The 17,464-nt window shown below is 34.5% G+C and carries 16 protein-coding genes and 1 pseudogene; 14 read left to right on the top strand and 3 right to left on the bottom strand.

The genetic code is table 11. The features are described 5' to 3' along the window. Nucleotide 1: 1 nt before the first annotated feature. Nucleotides 2-244 (top strand): DUF2584 family protein, encoded by a 243-nt coding sequence (locus tag IHV10_RS10345; protein WP_144697707.1) that lies wholly within the window; start codon nt 2-4, stop codon nt 242-244. Nucleotides 245-274: 30 nt separating this feature from the next. Here IHV10_RS10345 and IHV10_RS10350 read toward each other — a convergent pair whose 3' ends face one another. Beyond that, nucleotides 275-1,015: a C39 family peptidase gene (locus tag IHV10_RS10350; RefSeq protein WP_197128795.1), complete on the bottom strand. Its 741-nt coding sequence runs from the start codon at nt 1,013-1,015 to the stop codon at nt 275-277. 364 nt (nt 1,016-1,379) lie between these two features. Between IHV10_RS10350 and IHV10_RS10355 the strand changes: the two genes are divergently transcribed. From IHV10_RS10355 to IHV10_RS10380, 6 genes are all read left to right on the top strand, one after another. Next, nucleotides 1,380-2,219 carry a C40 family peptidase gene (locus IHV10_RS10355; protein ID WP_197128797.1) on the top strand — a complete coding sequence of 280 codons (840 nt, stop codon included), beginning with the start codon at nt 1,380-1,382 and terminating at the stop codon, nt 2,217-2,219. A gap of 123 nt (nt 2,220-2,342) precedes the next feature. Next, a complete protein-coding gene (locus tag IHV10_RS10360; protein ID WP_197128799.1) occupies nt 2,343-4,457 on the top strand; it encodes a S8 family serine peptidase in 2,115 nt (704 codons plus the stop codon). A gap of 174 nt (nt 4,458-4,631) precedes the next feature. Next, entirely contained in the window at nt 4,632-5,345 is a 714-nt protein-coding gene (locus tag IHV10_RS10365; RefSeq protein ID WP_197128801.1) for an NlpC/P60 family protein, read from the top strand. A 200-nt stretch (nt 5,346-5,545) separates the two neighbouring features. Then, the gene (locus IHV10_RS10370) at nt 5,546-6,349 is read left to right on the top strand and encodes a glycosyltransferase family 2 protein (RefSeq protein WP_197128803.1); all 804 of its coding nucleotides are present in this window, start codon (nt 5,546-5,548) and stop codon (nt 6,347-6,349) included. Between the two features lie 457 nt (nt 6,350-6,806). Beyond that, nucleotides 6,807-9,404, top strand: coding sequence for a hypothetical protein (locus IHV10_RS10375; protein WP_197128826.1), 2,598 nt, complete (start codon nt 6,807-6,809; stop codon nt 9,402-9,404). 295 nt (nt 9,405-9,699) lie between these two features. Continuing rightward, on the top strand, nt 9,700-11,256 hold the full coding sequence (locus IHV10_RS10380; RefSeq protein ID WP_197128828.1) for a hypothetical protein: 1,557 nt from the start codon (nt 9,700-9,702) through the stop codon (nt 11,254-11,256). A gap of 304 nt (nt 11,257-11,560) precedes the next feature. On the opposite strand, the pseudogene IHV10_RS10385 reads toward IHV10_RS10380, so the two are convergent. Further along, nucleotides 11,561-11,956 (bottom strand): annotated as a pseudogene (locus tag IHV10_RS10385) (transposase); the annotation flags it as partial. 187 nt (nt 11,957-12,143) lie between these two features. On the opposite strand from IHV10_RS10385, the gene IHV10_RS10390 reads away from it, so the two are divergent. The 3 genes from IHV10_RS10390 to IHV10_RS10400 all read left to right on the top strand — a co-directional run bounded on the left by IHV10_RS10390 (nt 12,144) and on the right by IHV10_RS10400 (nt 13,357). Further along, nucleotides 12,144-12,509, top strand: a complete 366-nt coding sequence (locus IHV10_RS10390) for a helix-turn-helix domain-containing protein (protein WP_197128830.1) — start codon at nt 12,144-12,146, stop codon at nt 12,507-12,509. Then, complete coding sequence (locus tag IHV10_RS10395) at nt 12,510-13,025, top strand: ImmA/IrrE family metallo-endopeptidase (RefSeq protein WP_197128834.1); 516 nt, start codon at nt 12,510-12,512, stop codon at nt 13,023-13,025. Nucleotides 13,026-13,216: 191 nt separating this feature from the next. Continuing rightward, complete coding sequence (locus tag IHV10_RS10400; protein ID WP_197128836.1) at nt 13,217-13,357, top strand: hypothetical protein; 141 nt, start codon at nt 13,217-13,219, stop codon at nt 13,355-13,357. A gap of 40 nt (nt 13,358-13,397) precedes the next feature. On the opposite strand, the gene IHV10_RS10405 is transcribed toward IHV10_RS10400, so the two are convergent. Beyond that, nucleotides 13,398-13,610 carry a hypothetical protein gene (locus tag IHV10_RS10405; RefSeq protein WP_197128838.1) on the bottom strand — a complete coding sequence of 71 codons (213 nt, stop codon included), beginning with the start codon at nt 13,608-13,610 and terminating at the stop codon, nt 13,398-13,400. 409 nt (nt 13,611-14,019) lie between these two features. Here IHV10_RS10405 and IHV10_RS10410 point away from each other — a divergent pair, with 409 nt between their 5' ends. The 4 genes from IHV10_RS10410 (at nt 14,020) to IHV10_RS10425 (ending at nt 17,214) form a co-directional block, all read left to right on the top strand. Further along, nucleotides 14,020-14,604, top strand: a complete 585-nt coding sequence (locus IHV10_RS10410; RefSeq protein ID WP_197128840.1) for a DUF4145 domain-containing protein — start codon at nt 14,020-14,022, stop codon at nt 14,602-14,604. 1,095 nt (nt 14,605-15,699) lie between these two features. Next, nucleotides 15,700-16,104, top strand: a complete 405-nt coding sequence (locus tag IHV10_RS10415) for a YkvA family protein (protein ID WP_197128842.1) — start codon at nt 15,700-15,702, stop codon at nt 16,102-16,104. Nucleotides 16,105-16,416: 312 nt separating this feature from the next. Then, a complete protein-coding gene (locus tag IHV10_RS10420) occupies nt 16,417-16,848 on the top strand; it encodes a GIY-YIG nuclease family protein (RefSeq protein ID WP_197128843.1) in 432 nt (143 codons plus the stop codon). An 84-nt stretch (nt 16,849-16,932) separates the two neighbouring features. Next, nucleotides 16,933-17,214, top strand: coding sequence for a hypothetical protein (locus tag IHV10_RS10425; protein WP_197128846.1), 282 nt, complete (start codon nt 16,933-16,935; stop codon nt 17,212-17,214). Nucleotides 17,215-17,464: the final 250 nt, after the last annotated feature.

Here is a 17,464-nt window from a genome sequence, read left to right on the forward strand (position 1 = left end):
CATGCAAATGCCAATGACGATGCAAGCTAACTTAGTGACGACTGGAAGAGAAAAACGTTTAGAAGGAAATGTATTTGAAGTTTCATTAGACGGCTATATGCTCTTCATCTTAGATCATCCTGTACCCGTTCAAAAAAAAGAAAACAGCTCTCCAGTCGGAAAAGCTGTTATAAAGGAAGTAACGTGGAAAGAAGATACCACTCATTTGGTTTATGAACTGATCGATCTGCATAGTGTGAACTAACTTTTACGGAACCTCTCTAAGGGTTCCTTTTTACTTATAGGTAATGGCTTGTGAACCCATCTGTTCCCAAGCTTTTTTAAACTTTTCTAGAGGCAGTTTCCGGTTACTTTGCTGATGTAGCGGATCGTTCACATAAACATGGTCTCGATCAAAACCAGTAATCACAACAGAGTGTTCCTTCCAAGTAATCTGAACTTGTCCTGTAGGTGTGTTCCATGTTCTAAAATCACTTTCAGGCAATGGGCTAAAATCGGAGTTGATGATAATCCAGACCGGAGATCCATTTTCTATATTAGTCAGCACATCATTAAAGCTCTCACCACTTATATCCTGAATTCTTCCCGGCAAGTACTCTTCCGCTAACTCTGCAACCGGTTCGTGATAAACACCATATCCCATCTTATCAAAGGTATAGATGTCACCGACAAATCCATCATTAGGGTTTCCATAATAATAAGTTCCGTTTTCATTTCTATAAGGAGTATCTACTTTCTTAATTTTTTCGGCAAGCTCCATCTTGTCAACATCCACACCAGCGTGTTGAAGGAGCATCGCTAAGGAAGTAACCTCACATCCGCGGTCTAATTCTGGCATCTGTTGGATGTGTGGAACTTGATCGATGAATACCTTTCCGTTCTCACCCCTAGTTATGCCCTCTTTCTTTTGAGGAGCCTCTTTCTTATCATTAGTCTGCTGTTGATTACTTTGTGTAAATCCAAATAATCCTCCAATTACAAATGCGAATAGTAGGGCGATAAAAAGTTTCTTCAATGGGTACTCCTTACAAGGTTTTCTTTAATCTTACCAGACCAGTAAAAGATTTAAGTAGAAACACTATTAAATAGATATGTAGTTTTTAAATATGTACTTAAATTGATTTTCGAAAATATTCCTTTTTCGTGCAAAAAAACCAATAGATTACAAAATGTTTAAATATTTTGTCAGAGATGTAATAAAAATGTAATAAATTGGCACTATTTTTCGTGGTACCATAGGCATGGGGATAAAGGGACAAGGAATAGGTAGAATTGTACATTATACATAACTCATATCAAACCATAGTTTCATAATCTACTAGACTACTTGGCCCAATTGATGAAATTACATCAAAGTAATCAATTGGAGGGTACATACATTGAAAAAGAAAGTAATGTCACTCATTATAGCAGCAGGCGTTTTAGTTCCATCGGCAGATTTAGTTCATGCATCATTAGGGGATGATGTTATCAACACAGGCGATAACTTTTTAGGAAAGCCTTATCGTTATGGATCTGCATTCGGCAACACAAGTTCATTCGATTGTTCTTCATTTACGTCTTATGTATTTTCAAGACATGGCATCACATTGCCTAGAACGAGTATAGGACAAGCTTCAGTTGGTACACCTGTATCAAAAGCAAATCTTCAAAAAGGAGATCTTGTTTTTTACGATACGAACTATGACGGTGTGATCAACCACGCTGGAATCTACGCGGGCAATGGAAAGATGCTTAACGCTCAATCATCTGGCGGTGTACAATTTACAGATGCCTTTTCTCGCTATTATTGGGGAGCTCGTTATGTAACAGCAAGACGTGTGATTAAAGAAACACCAAAGCCTGCTGTAGCCGCTGCTTCAACTGCGACGAATACAAAAGCGCTTACGCATAAGGTGAAACAAGGTGAGACGCTTTATGGAATAAGCAAAAAGTATAAAACGACTGTAGCAAACATTCAAAAATTAAATGGTTTAAAATCTACTTCATTGCGTGCCGGTCAGGTATTAAAACTAAAAGCACCAGTAGCTACAGCCAAAAAACCAGCAGTCAAGAAAACGACACCTGCTAAAACAGCCACTGCCAAAACGTACACAGTAAAAGCGGGTGACACACTTTGGGGAATATCGAAACAATTTAAAGTCTCTGTTGATCACCTTGTAAAACTTAATCAATTAAAGTCCACATCTATATCTGTTGGACAAAAAATAAAGTTATAAAATGTCGAAAAAAACTTTAAGACGTCGAACTGTCTTAAAGTTTTTTTTATTGGAAAATTAATGTATCCAGGAACCGTTATACCGATATATAATTAATCATCAGAATAGAGAAGGCGGGGGATAATGATGAAAAAATTCTTGATTTTAGTACTCAGTATGTTTTCATTCGTATTCTTAGAAGAGCAAGTAACGGCAGAAAAAACATCACATGTACAGTCAGATGAATTTAAAAAATTATTAAAAACAGAAGAACATATCTCAAATGAGCTTTTGCTGACATTTAAGAAAGCTCCATCTCAAGAGGAACTAAACAAACTTCAAAATAAGTTTCCGATTACAAAAGTAGAAAACATCGGATTACCTAAGTTGTACAATATTACGTTGGAAAAAGGAACGAGTCTTGTACATACAGCAGAAGAACTATCTAAAGTATCCAATATTGAAAGAGCAGAACCAAACTTCGAATTTAAGTCATCGTACATTTCAAGGGAACCCTTGTTTAAAAATCAGTGGTATTTAAGTAAGTTGAACGCAGATCGAGCATGGGATCAGACGAGAGGCGAGAATCATGTAGTCGTAGCCGTGCTGGATGGCGGTGTTCAAGTCAGTCACCCTGATTTAAAGGGGAAAATCGTAAAACCATACAATGCCGTAACAAAGAAAACAACATTTCCTCCAGATGACCATGCGACGCATGTAGCTGGAATCATCGGGGCATCTTTTAATAAAACCGGAATTGCCGGTATTGCGCCAAATATTAAAATCATGCCTGTAAATGTATTCACAGGAGAAATGGCAAATACAGCAGATATCATTCGAGGCATCGTTTATGCTGCAGATTCAGGAGCAGATATCATCAACTTCAGCATGGGGGGATATGGAGAAAATTATCCTTTAAAAAGTGCAGTGAACTATGCCCGATCAAAAGGGGTAATCTTAATCGCTGCAGCGGGTAATGATCATACCGCTGAACGAACATATCCTGCCACTTATCCAGGAGTTTTAAGTATCAGTTCAAGCGATAAGGCAGACGAAATCTCGTGGTTTACCAATTATGGAGATTACATTGACTTTGCAGCTCCGGGTGAACAAATTTATTCAACGGTTTCAAACAGCAAATATATGTATATGGACGGTACTTCTATGGCAGCGCCAGTCGTATCCGGTACCGCAGCCCTAATGCTTTCTAAGAATCCATTGTTATCGGAAAACGATCTGAGAGATCTATTCATCAAATCTTCAACAGATCTTGGGGGGAAGGGCTGGGATCTTTATTACGGATACGGAAGAATTAATATTGATAAGGCAGTTACGGGTACACCAGCTGCTATTGATAAACTAACAGTACCAAGCACCTTCTTTATGAAAGGCAACAACTATAGTGCCATCTCGTTTATTCCATACAATAAAGCGAAAGTATCAGCTTACGTTGTTGATGCAAAAGGTAAGATGGTGAAGAGCTTTGTTGCGAACAAACAAGGAGCAGGTACGAAGTTATCCTATAATTGGGATGGTAAGGATGCAAAGGGGTATTATGTTGCGGCAGGAAATTACCGTGTGGTCGTGAAGACTGTTGCAGGAGGGAAAACTTTTTCAAAAGTTTCTTCTATAAAAGTAACAGATCAGATTCCTTTTGTTTTGAACACAGAATCAGCATCTCTTTCTTTTTCACCAAAACTTAAACCTCAAGCTATTAAATTTAATGTAAGTAAACAAGCGAAATTAACAGCAAACGTTTATAACAGCAAAGGGCAGGTCATTGATACTCTCTTTTCTAATCGAATGTGGGCTCCAGGAAATCACTATTTTTACTGGTCAGGAAAGAAGAACGATGAGACGCCATATGGAGATGGGACATACGTGCTTAAACTAACTGCACAAGATTCCTCTAACAGCATTATTAAGAAAAATGTGAACGTGACGATAGATACGAAAGCTCCTGTTGTAACCGTGGATGCACCATCCATCTATAACGGAACAGGTTATGCAACTTCCTCATTCAATAATAATGAACGAGGAACGCTCACAGCTAAAATACTAGAAGCGAAAGGCAACGGAATTAAAGTACTGACGTACAATAAAGCCTATAATGCGGGTCCGCACATCATCAACTGGGATGGTACCGATCAGCAAAACGCTCCTGTCAGTAACGGAGATTATCGTTATAGTCTTGAATTCACGGACTTAGCTGGAAACAAAGTCATATCAACTAGTTCAACCATTAAAGTAGAACGATAAATAACCGCAAATTAAGGGACTGTATACCCATGCAGTCCCTTTTTAATGTCTGAAAATTCAATTTGAAATATAACTGTAATATAAAATACCTAGTTCTGAAACATTCTTACGATAGAATACAAGAAGATTGTAAAAACGTGTAAAAATATAGGAAATTGAGGGGAATTATACATAATGAAGAAATCATTTGTAACGAAAGCCTTAGGTACAATTGCATTAGCTGCTGTAGTATTTGTCTCAAATCCTTTATCTGCAGACGCTGCTCTAGGAGATCGACAACTAAAGCAAGGTATGACACATAAAGAAGTTAAAGATCTACAAGTTGCTTTAAAGAAAACAGGCCACTTTACATATAAGAACGGTTATACAACTTATTATGGTACATATACGAAAAGTGCGGTAACCAAGTTTCAAAAACAATACCGCTTAAAAGCAACTGGTGTTGCGGATAAGAATACGATTAAACTCATCAAACAAAAAGCTGCAGCGAAAAAAGTCGTTGCTAAAAAAGCACCAGCAAAAAAAGCAACAGTGAAGACGTTTAACGTGAACGCTGCCAAGAAGTTACAAGGTGTTAGATATACATATGGCGGAACAAGCCCACAAACAGGATTTGATTGTAGCGGCTACGTATCTTATGTAATGAAGCAACAAGGAGTTAAACTACCTAGACGTTCACAAGATATGTACAACACCGGAAAGAAAGTATCTTCCCTTCTTCCTGGAGACCTTGTGTTTTATAACACGAGCGGAAAAGGAATCTCTCACGTTGCGATCTATATCGGAAACGGACAGATTATCCATAGTGCTTCTAAGAATGTAAAAGTAGATAGCATGAGTTCAGGCTATTGGAAACAACGTTATGTTGGAGCAAAACGAGTATTATAAAAAACAAAGAGATCTCATTTATTTCATTAGGAATAGATGAGATTTTTTTTATACAAGTTACAGAGGATTTTGATAAAGAAAAAGTATACGAACTGTGCTACAATAATTTGAGCAACCTTGATAAGTGATAGGTTTGAAATGCAGCAGAAAAAGGCAACATTATATAATGATTATATTTAATAAGAAACTCGGAGGATGTTATGATCAGTATCATCATTCCAACACTAGGACAAAGAGAGCAAGAACTCTTCCGACTGTTAGATAGCTTATCCAAACAAACGTATACTAATTTCGAAATCATTATGGTATCTCAAGATAATCATGGTGCAGTAGAAGAGATGTTGAAACAACATGCGTTTACATATAAACATATTAAATTGGATCAAAAAGGTTTATCAATGGCAAGAAACAAAGGATTGCCGTATATTACGGGAAACTATGTAACATTCTCTGATGACGATTGCTGGTATCCTGAAGATGGTCTTCAGAAAGTGATAAACGCTTTTGAAGAGCATCCAGCCACTGACGTCATCTGTTTCAAAATTCACGATCCACTTTTACAAAGAGATTATAAAAACTATTCAACTCAACCGAAGAAAGAAATCAGTAAAATTGATTACTTAAGAAAATCTTCTATTGAAATTTTTGCGAAGACGCACTGCTTTAAGAATAAAAGAATTCTCTTTGATGAGCGCTTTGGTCTAGGTAGTCCATACAAATCGGGTGAGGAAAACATTATTCTTCATGACTTAAAAGCAGCTGGGTTTAAAATTTCTTATGAACCGGCCGTGGTCGTGTATCATAAGAAAAGAGAACAAGAAATTGTAAACAATTTGGATATAACAAAGAAAGGTCCGTTATTTATTCGAATTTATGGTAAACCTCTTGGGTTAATTTTGTTCCACCTATTTTATCTAAAGAAATGGAACACGATTAACGATCCGATTAATTCTTACAAAAAGTCTTTAACCGAAATAAAAGAATACAATCAAACTGCTAAATAGCAGAATGATACAAAAGTCCTTCTTTTTATAGAGAAGGGCTTTTTTTTATCTATTAAACTCATTTTTTTATACTTTTTTTGAACTTTTTTTAAAATACTACTAAAACATTCGTATACTTTTCCGATAAAGTAATTAGCTCGAGTGAAAAAATTGTCGTAAAACACATCCAAAGTTTCAAATGTAAGGAAATTTTTATAAAAAATTTCAAAAAAATGCTAGTAATTTATCAAAATTTGTTATATCATATGAAATGTATTCCAAAGATTACAAAATCTACTATTATTTCCAAATAGTTTCATAATAGTAGTTATAAGGTCGTAGGTCTACATAACTTATGGGTTTTGAAATTGAATAGTACTGATTTTTCGGGGTTAATTAAAAAACTACGAATCTACTTATCTCGTACTGTTTAATTTTGTAAAAAAATATTTACTATATGGAAGGGGTCATTTTTAACATGGCTAACAAGAGAGTATTTAAAGTTGCAACAGCTTCAGCAGTTGCGGCAAGTGCATTAGTAGCAGCTGTACCGGCAAGTGCTGCTTCAGTAACTTATGAGCAAGCAGAAAAGCAAGTAAACGTAGCTCGTGAAGCTGCAAACGGCCTTCACGCTGAGTATACAAAGAACGCTGACTACAAAACAAAAGTAGACATTAAAGAAGCAAACGACGAGCTTAACCGCGCGAAAGCAAAAATCGCTGCTCTATCTGATGCTAAACAAAAAGCTTACTTATCTTCACGTATCCAAGGTACGATCGACACAGTTGCTCGTGCTAACGCATACAACAACGCAGTGCGCGTTGGAACTGAAATTCTTCCAGCTGCACACCAAGCAGTAGTTAAAGCTGCTGACGTTGAGTCTCTTAAAGAAGGAAATGTTCTTCTTGCTGCTAAAATCAAGCAAGCTAAAGAAACTTTCCCTAAAGTTTACGGTAAAGAAATGCAAACTAGCTTTGCTACAATGTACCTTACTGCAGAACTAGAAGCAGATCGTAAAGATGGACACTATGCAGCAATCACTGCTGACCGTGTTGCTGAAGGTCTAAAGCTTATCGCTGCTGGTAAAGTAGAAGAAGCAGAAGTTCAATACAAAAACGCTGAAGCTTCTTTCAAAGCTGTAAAAGGTCTTGCAACAATTAAAGAAATCATTGCTGCTGACTGGACTGAGCTTGGAAAGAAAATCGAAGCTGCAAAAGTAGCTAAGGTTGAATCTGTAAGTGCGATTAACGCTAAAACAATCGTTGTTAAGTTCAATTCTGAGCTAACTGACGACAACACTGTAGTTGGAGATGCTTCTGAAGTTGCTAAATATACTTTAGATGGAATTAACCCTGCAACTGCAAAATTATCTTCTGACAAGAAGACAGTAACACTTACATTTGCTGCTGACGTTGAAGGAACTGATCAAGTATTAGTAGTTAACCCTGTTGTTACAACTAAGAAAGATAAAGACGGAAATGCTGTAAGCACAGAGAAGTACACAAAAGTACTTAGCTACACTGATGAAGTAAAACCAGAAGTTGTTGGAACTTCTTACGAAAACGGTAAGATTGTTGTTAGCTATTCTGAAGCAATCGGAACTAAGCCAGCTGTAGTTCGTGTGAATGGAAACCCAGTTGCTGCTGCTGATATTGCTATTAGCTTAACTGATTCAACTAAAGTTGAAATCAACTATGCTGGATTAGCTGCTAGCACAACTGCTTCTCTATATGTTGCTGGTGCAAAAGATGCTTCTGCTGCTGGTAATGAAATGAGCCTATTTAATGGTACTGTAATTACTCCAGCTGCAGACACTGCAAAACCACAAATCACTGGTGTACAAGTGACTGGTCAAAATACTGCTAAAGTTACATTAAGCGAAGCAATTACACAAAATACTGTAGCTGCAAAGTTACAAAAAGGTGCTACACAAACTGATGTATCTCTAGTTAAAGATCTTACAGACACTACTGGTAAGACTTATACATTAGCTGTTGACCTGAATGGTGCTACTGCTGGAGACGGAATCTTCGCTGGTACATCTACAAGCGAATCATTTACTCTATACGTAGCTGCTGGCGCAATGACTGATACTTCAACACCTGCTAATGCTAATGAGTTATTTAGCACAAATCTAACTTTTGTTAAGGATGTAACTGCTCCTGCACTAGTTTCATCACAAACTTCTGCAGATAGCAAAAAGTTAGAATTTAAATTCAACGAAGATTTAACTGTTGCTGGATTGGATGCTAACATCATTATTAAAAATGCTGACGGCGTAAGAATTAGTGCTGTAGATGCTGAAACAGCTCTTAAAGTTGGCGACAACAAAACTTACCAAGTAGATACTAAAGCTGGTGATGTAGTACTTGATGCAGGTACTTACACTGTAACAATTCCTGCTGGATTCTTTACAGATGCTTTAGGTAACGCTTCTACAGCTGTAACTTCCACATTCACTGTAGGTGCTCCAACTAATAACGATACTACTAAGCCAACTGGAGCAGTTACAACTGCAGATACAAACGTATTCCAAGTTGTATACAGTGAAGAAGTTACTGCAACTGCATTAAATCTTTCTAACTACAAGTTAGATGGAGCTTCATTACCTGCAGGTACTGAAATTTATTTCACGAGCACAGCTAAGGATACTGTAAAGATTGTATTACCAACTGGATCTATTAACATTGGTAACCAAACTACAGGTGCTTCTGCAATCCTTACTGTATCTAATGTAGCTGATAAAGCTGGGAATGTTATTGCTACAGCTAATACATCTGTAGTAGTTAAAGACAACACTTCTGCTTCTGTTACAAATGTACAAGTACTAGGAACTGACGTTTATGTAACATTCAATGAAAACATCACTGTACCAGGAACAACTAATGCTCTTGATGCTTTCAAAGTTACTGTAAACGGTACAGAACTATTAGCTGCTGATGTTAGCGATCTTGTTGAAGTTTCTGGAAACGCTAAGCAAGTTAAATTTACTCTTGCAACTGCAGCAACCCCAGTTGTATCTGTTAAAGCTGCTCAAGCAGTTCTAAAAGATGCTAACGGCGTACTAGTTAAATAATTTTAAAAACTTAATGAAAGCTGTGCTATTTTAAGGATTACTGTTGTATCTTAATCTAGCACCCTCTTCCATAGGAGAAGAACCACTGAATGACTATTAGTCACTCAGTGGTTCTTTTTTATAGTTTAAGAGTTCTTTTTATTAAATAAAAAATCAACGTGACAAATTGTGAAATAATAGTAAATTAAGTAAATCACTTTGCCTAGTGTAAAGACTTCTTTGTTATAATTAGAAAAATATAACATTTATATAATAAGGGTCATGCTTTTCAAAGATATGAAATGGGGATGAAAAGATGAAATTAAATAATCTGTACAATTTTAAAAACGCGGTTAAGCATTTTCTAGATATTGATACTCTTAGGTTTCCAAACAATATAAATTCATTTGATATATATGATTTATGCTGGGTTAAACCTTTTAATTTTCGAGTAAAAAAACAAGAGAATAGCTATCGTACTCTTAAGATGCCAAATATCTTAAATTTTGCTGCTGCTTATGAACATTTTAAGGGTTTATTATATTTCGATTCAATTCAAAGTTTGGATCCTTTACATAAACGCTTATCTGCAAACATTAATACCGGAGATTTTGTATCAGGAGAATATGACAGACAGTTAGAGGAAGATTTTAATAAATTATGCATATATGATCATCTATTAAAAATAGATATTAAGGAATATTACGGAAGAATATATACCCATTTAATAGATTTTCAGGGGCATAATGAAAGATTTCTTTCAAATATGAATCAAGGAAAAACAAATGGATTAATAATGGGGAATTACTTGTCATTATATTTTGCAGAACTTAACTTGAAAAATATCAGTTGTGAAATTGAAAAGGAAATTACAGAATCAGGAATAGACTGTGAGTTTTCCTATTTTTCAGATGACTTTTACTTTTTCTGCAATAGAAATGATGCTGATAGGGTAATAAAGATATTTGATAAAATATTAGAAGAATTTGAACTTGAAAGAAATGAGGATAAAAAGGAAGTATGGACCTATGAAACTTTTAACAATTACAACTTAGTTGCAAGGTATTGGAAAAAGATAATAGCGCATTGTAACGTAAGATTTCGTGAGGAAAGAGATGATAACAAGCTATATTTCATAAATCAACTTGTTTTTAGACTATCCAAATTACAGGATGATAAACTCAAAAAAATACTAATTAATAACTTTTTTAAGACAAAATATTTCAGAGAGTTAAACCTAGAGGAATATCTGGTTAAGGATTATGACTACCATCAATTATGCTTTCTTTTGAACTTATCTCCTGAGGCTATGTTATATACAGCTGACAAATTTAATGCTATGAGCAAATTTGATAATCAAAAACTGTACAAATTTCTGCAAGTTAGATATAGAGAAGTACTAAAAAAACAATTCAACGAAGAGCAATTATATTTTTATTACGCAATAAAAATATTAAATTTTGAAGCTATATTCACAGAAACTAAAGCTCAAGTAATTGATTCAAACAATCAAATATTAATTTCATACTACTTAAAAGATGGTTTATTCAATAAAGAAGAAATTGATTTACTAAAAGGAAATTATGATGAACAATACTGGTTTCAAAATTATCATCTAATATTGTATTCTGCTGATTTACAATCTGATTTAGAAAACAGTATAGCTAAATATTTAATCCCCGAAAACGCAAACAAGGACAACAAAAAGAAATCATATATGGAATTTTACAAAGAGAACTTATTATTGTCACAACCTATAATTAGAGACCTACCAGATGTTCTTGTTGAAATCAAAGATTACTTAGCCTTGAGAATAGAGGAAATCGAGGCAGATTTTGAAACTGAGGAAGTTGAAGATGATATGGATATTTAATAAAATACAGCAATATTACCATTATAATAATAGCAGTAACTTACTTAAAGAGCATAATACGCACCTATTAAAAGTATGTTACTCAACAAATGGGTCTTTAGTTTTTTAGTCCTATTTTTGAAAAAACTCACCTGGATTACACTGGTCATGGCCCTCCCCATGTCCAGTTTATCAGCTTTTTTAGATCTATGGTAGTGAAAGTAAGCATCGCATGCGCAGAAACTTTTTTTAAACCCTCTTAGCTTCGTCCAACGCATACAATGCATCTCTTTCGCATCTGCGAAACCAACAAGCAATAATTCGTAGCTTCACGAAGAATGTGGTAGAAAATCTGTTCAAAGAGAGTACTATCATGGAAACGCAGTGCGTAGTTCTTACCTATAAGGTTGTGAAATGAGAAATCTTTTCGATATCATATCCTAAAAACCAACGGTAAGCGACATTCGTTTAAATCTCTTTTATCATCTGACGCATGGAACGGATACCAAATAAATATTGAGGAAAGAACATTTGACTAGCACAACAGGATCCAAGCTCGGTCTTCCGTTATCCAAAGAATATGTATGTTTTACGGCATCATAATAAAGTCAAAATCCATTACTTGGTCAATTTTTCGTACCAAATGATCCTAAGGTACAAGCTCGTCAAGAGCTGCTAGAGTTACTTGGTGAAGTTCTTCAGTATAATGCTTAGATAATATGTGTATTTCTCCCCTCAAACATCATCTTATTTTATTCTACAAGCTGCGCCCCTATCTTCATAGAGAAGCATTTTTGAAGTTTACAGACGAAGTGAAAAAAATCAACAAAAATTGTTGACTCTATTAACAGGGAGAGTTATTATATGGGTAGTAAGATAATTTAATATTAGAAAGGAGGAACAATCTCATGTTGACACCTTTCGGTAAGTTTTGCAGGAAACTAAGAATTGATAACGGAGAACTTTTAAAAGATATGGCTGGAAAACTAGGGGTGACTTCCTCGTATTTATCCGCTGTAGAAAACGGAAAAAGAAACGTTCCTCGTGAGTGGACTGAAAAAATAATTAGCATTTATACACTAAATGCAGAGCAGCAAATGGAATTTAATCAAGTCGTACAGGATTCACAAAAGGTTGTTAAGATAGATTTTGAAGGCTATAACAACGAGGATAAAAATACTGTCTTAGCTTTAGCGAGAAAGTTCCAAGGCTTGAATGAAGACGATAAGATACTGATAAAAGATATCCTCCAAAAAAATAAAGGGAGGGATTAAATGTCGGTATATGTAGCCAATCCAACTTCGAGGAAAAGTATCAGGGATCTAACGTATGCAATCAGAAGAGCTTTAGATTTACATGAAGAAAAATTTTTTCCGATTGTACAATTTTTAGAGTTGTTACTACCCAAAATATCTCCTTCATTTTCTATGGAAGTAGTACCAATTGAAGAATTGAAGTATGAGTACGGTGTGACTTTTCCAGAAAAGAATGTTATCAGACTTCGTGAGGATGTTTATCTTAATGCAATAGAGGGGATTGCGCGAGATAGATTTACAGTTGCACATGAAATAGGTCATCTATTTCTGCATAAACCCGGGAGTATTGCACTTGCAAGAAGTCAAAAGGCTGATAGCATACCAGCTTTTAAAAGTCCCGAATGGCAAGCAAACACTTTTGCTGCAGAGTTACTTGCCCCAGCACATTTAATAAAGGGTTTATCAATCAAAGAAGTGGCTTTATCTTGCGGAGTTTCATTAGATGTTGCAAGAATTCAAATAAAGAATATATAGAGAGAGGTTGTGAGCTATGAACAGCAAAAAAAATAGCCCTTGCAGAGGGCCGACGTTGATGTAACGTACATAAGATGATGAATGTCGCTACATTTATTTCAATTTTGGCGAATTGATATTAATAAATGTATCATTATCTTTCACCCCCTGCAAGGGTTTTATACCTAACTTGTAGAGGAGATGTGATAATAATGTTAATTTGTAGACCGTATATCACTGTTAAAGGAAGAAGAATTTTTGCTAAAGATGTTGGTAAAAAGGCATTTTGTTGGGAAGTAACTCCTGAGGAACATCGGGAGTATTTAAAGAAAAAAGCAAAAGAAAAGAAGTAATCATCTTAGAAGTACTCTAGCGACAAGAGTGCTTTTTAATTTACCTATTCATATATGTTCCTGAATAATCCCAATATCCACGCTCAACCTTCACAAGCTGCCCGTGCATATACTCCTTCAAATCGTCTTCCATTTCATCACTCTCTATTTCTTTCACAAAAAATGTGATCGTTCTTTCCTTTTTAAAATCCATAACGGTAACTTTTCTGCTTTCTGTCTTGCCTTTAACTGTAAACAAAATTCCGTATCTCAAATAAAATCACTTCTTATGAAAATAATTATATACGAATATACCTTCTGTTCACATTAGATTTAAGAACGAATGTTCGGTATAATTATCAAGATGTTACTTGAATAAGATGCCTATTGAAATTATATACATCTCTAATCGTCAGGTTAGTCAACGTACAATTTCGATCAAGTAACTAAATGAAATAAAATAAGAGCATAGGGTCATCTTAGGAAAACATAAACAAGAGAACGAATTACAATTTTCTCTTTCAGAAGGGAAGCCATTAGAAGCTGAAGCAGCTTCTTTTTATTTAGTTGACGGGTTCATTTGTAAAGATTATTGTCCATTTCAAGTACTTTAATCTTCTGTGTGATTTACAGTAATTAAGTTAATTGGTATCATTTTCTTATATCAGATAGGGGTGTTGGGTTTGTTTTTAAATGGTGAATGGCTTGATACACAAGATATCTCTGGACAAAAATATACTTGCGGTCATTGTGGAACTGAAACTGCATCAAGTGGGGGCTATGTTTTACAAAGAATGAACAAAGATGGATTTTACGACGATGGTTCATATATCCTTATATGTACTGCTTGTAATCAGCCAACTTTTTTACTTTCTGATTTGGGTATTCAAATACCGAATTCCAAAGTGGTTACAAATATAGAACACCTCCCAGGGTCTCTAGGAAAACTATATAGTGAAACTAGGGAGGCAATCTCATCAGGTTTATTTAATTCAACTGTTTTATTGTGTAGGAAAATGTTAATGAATCTTGCTGTACTTGAAGGTGCAGAAGAAAATAAAACATTCGCATATTATGTAGATTATATTGAAACCAATGGTTACATAACAGTAAAAATGAAACCTTGGGTAGATAAAATAAGACTTATTGGAAATACTGCAACACACGAAATCCCTGACATTAATAAAGAAGATGCATATAATGCATTTGAATTTTTAGTCATGCTATTAAAACTAGTTTATGAGTTTCCAGCAAAAATGCAATCATAAAAAAGACCGTCACTTACGATGGTCTTTTTTGTCTAATATAAATAAAACCATTGTTGAACTAAAGGGCAGGATATATCAAAAAGTGAGTTTTTAATAATAATAAACGCTACTTTTTTAAAAGATAGAGTAAGAAACGAGGCGATGGTCTAAAAATATTAGGGGGACCGATAAGCTTTTTATCTCTTAGGCTCATTAATAAATTTACTTCTATGGAGATCAGTACCCGGTGTTCCTATTGTAGGCTCTCTATTGGATAGCTGGATTAGTAATAATAACTTTAGAACAAACAATGCTTCCTCTTGGTTAGCAAAGCAGGGGCGAATACTACGTATTACAATATCATTGTTAAGAGCTATATTAATATTTAATTCAAAATGGAAGTTTAAAAGTCATTATAAGTATTTATCGGCTTCAAATTAAAGGCTCAAAAAATAATTAGATATTTTCTATTTTTCCATAATCAAATTTATTGGAAAAACGAGCAGGTTTGTTAAATAAGCACGAGTGGATAAAGGTAAGAATGTGACATATGGAGCAGAACAAAGAATGAAAAGGAGCAAAAGCAGATTTAGGTGAACTATTAGAGCTATATCCAGAGAAACTAAAAGTGTATTATTATTTGAATTGCTATGGAACATATTAACTTTTATTCAAGAATGATGTTCCGCTTAATAAAAAGCATAAATGTGATTGATAACTTTAGTAGGAGTAATTTAATATGCCACTGAAGTTTGCACACCAATAACGTCCTAAGAGGAGGCTAAAATGAAGTATTTTTGTGAACAACAAGAAACATACAAGTTGTAAGTCGGAGGTAACGTTGGATGTGCTGACCATATTTAATGTATTCAATGCCGCTATCATATTACAATCTCAAAAGTCTACATCAATTTAAAGAAGTAATGCTAATAATAAACGTCCTTATAGCAACAAGGGTGCTCCCTTTATGGAACATTCAAACCTTTAATCTGGAGCTAACCTCACTGGTTGCTCTTTTTTTAAAAAGAATTTTATTTACCAATATAGTCCATATTCTTGTAAAATAGAGAAGTAAAGTAAAAAATGCTGCATGTGAAAGAAAGGGGGAAATTAAATATGACAACAACAGATGAGCAATTAAAAGAAGAGATGAAAAAAACTAGTAAACATTTTTCAGACGACAAGTTTTGGGGGAAGTTAAAGAAGTATGCTAAAAAAGCAGGAGCCTCTGTTGTTTATGCGGTTCTATTGTTATACTTCACACTTCAAAAACCTGAAGTACCAACTAAGGCAAAAGCAACTATTATAGGTGCTTTAGGATACTTTATTTTACCTCTTGATCTGATCCCTGATGTGATGGTTGGTGTAGGTTATACAGATGATTTAGGAGCTTTAGGGGTTGCATTATTCCAAGTTGCTATTTATATTGACACAGATATAAAACAAAAGGCAAAAGAGAAGCTTATCGAATGGTTTGGAGAAGGTGTAGACACTTCCGATATCGATTCAAAAATAAACTAGGGGATTTCTCCTCTAGTTTTTAATTTTTCAAAAAATCCTATTCAGATCGTAATAACAAATTGAGAACTTATAAATTTAGTTATTAATATCTTTTTGGTTACTTAGAAGTAACTAATTTAGTGCTTTTTAAAACAACAAAGATTTAGAGTCACTAGTGCTTGCTTTTATATATATTTCGAATTTTTTCATCAGTCTATAAAGCCTTGTGTTGTATATTTTCAAATTCAAATAAAATATTAAAAATAACTTTCAAAAATATGGAAAACAGTATAAAACAGACGATAATATATTGTATGGAGGTGGAGTATCCTAATGGAACAATTAGTAGTTGTTAAATGGTCAGGACCCTATAAATTAGAGAGTATACATAAACAGGAAAAAGCATTTAGTACTGGTATTTATGCCATATATAGAAGGTATGGGAACAAAGAGTCTCTTCTTTATATAGGTAAAACTGAAAGAAGTATTGCTCAGAGAATCAAAGAGCATGAAAAGGATTGGCTATATCATATTAAAGGACAAATCTTGATCAGAGTGGGAACATTAGTGTACTCTGCGAACAATCGATTTTCTGCAAAACGATTGAATGATGTAGAAGCTTTACTCATTACTTCGCATTGTCCACCAGAAAATACTTCATGTGCTGTTTATTATAGAGGAAGATTTAATCTTAAAATTATCAATATAGGTAGAAGAGGTTTAATAGATAAGCAAGTGAGTGCGGAAGATTTAGTTTGGGCTTAAAAATACTTTATCCTAACACTTCTGATGGTTAATATTATTGGACATTTTAATTAGAACATTATTGGTAAGTTAATAGGGGGAACTATGAGTAAAAAAAGGCAAAAACAAATTGAAAGTCAAATAACACTCGGATTTCTATGTGTCGTATTTCTTTTCTTCTTGATAACGGGAGGTTCCTTGCCAGAAACCATAGGTTTAACAATAATTTCATCCTTTTTTGTAATAGGTCTATTAATCTACTTAGCAATCCAAAGGAAGAGAAATCTACGAAGATTAGGAATTAGTGAAATAGGTAAAATGACTGGAATTTATTCTAGAGAATACAATTTTGAAAACACTGTGAATGTAGCATCTGTTTTAGATTAATGGAGTGGTTTGGGTTGTGTTAAATTAAGGAATGAAAATGTATCCAAACTTAGCAGTGAGACAATATAAAACATCTTCGAAATGGAACACTTAAATAAAGTACTAATTCGGAGGTGTTTTTGCATGGGCAAAAACGTATATTCAAATGAGATTAAACGGGTAGTAGTTAAATTTAAAATGAGTGGTGAGTTTACGAATTAAAGTATTCACACATGAAAGCAATAAATACTTTAATATCATAACTTATACA

The organism is Fictibacillus sp. 5RED26, from assembly GCF_015903895.1.
In the GTDB taxonomy this organism is placed as follows: domain Bacteria; phylum Bacillota; class Bacilli; order Bacillales; family Fictibacillaceae; genus Fictibacillus; species Fictibacillus phosphorivorans.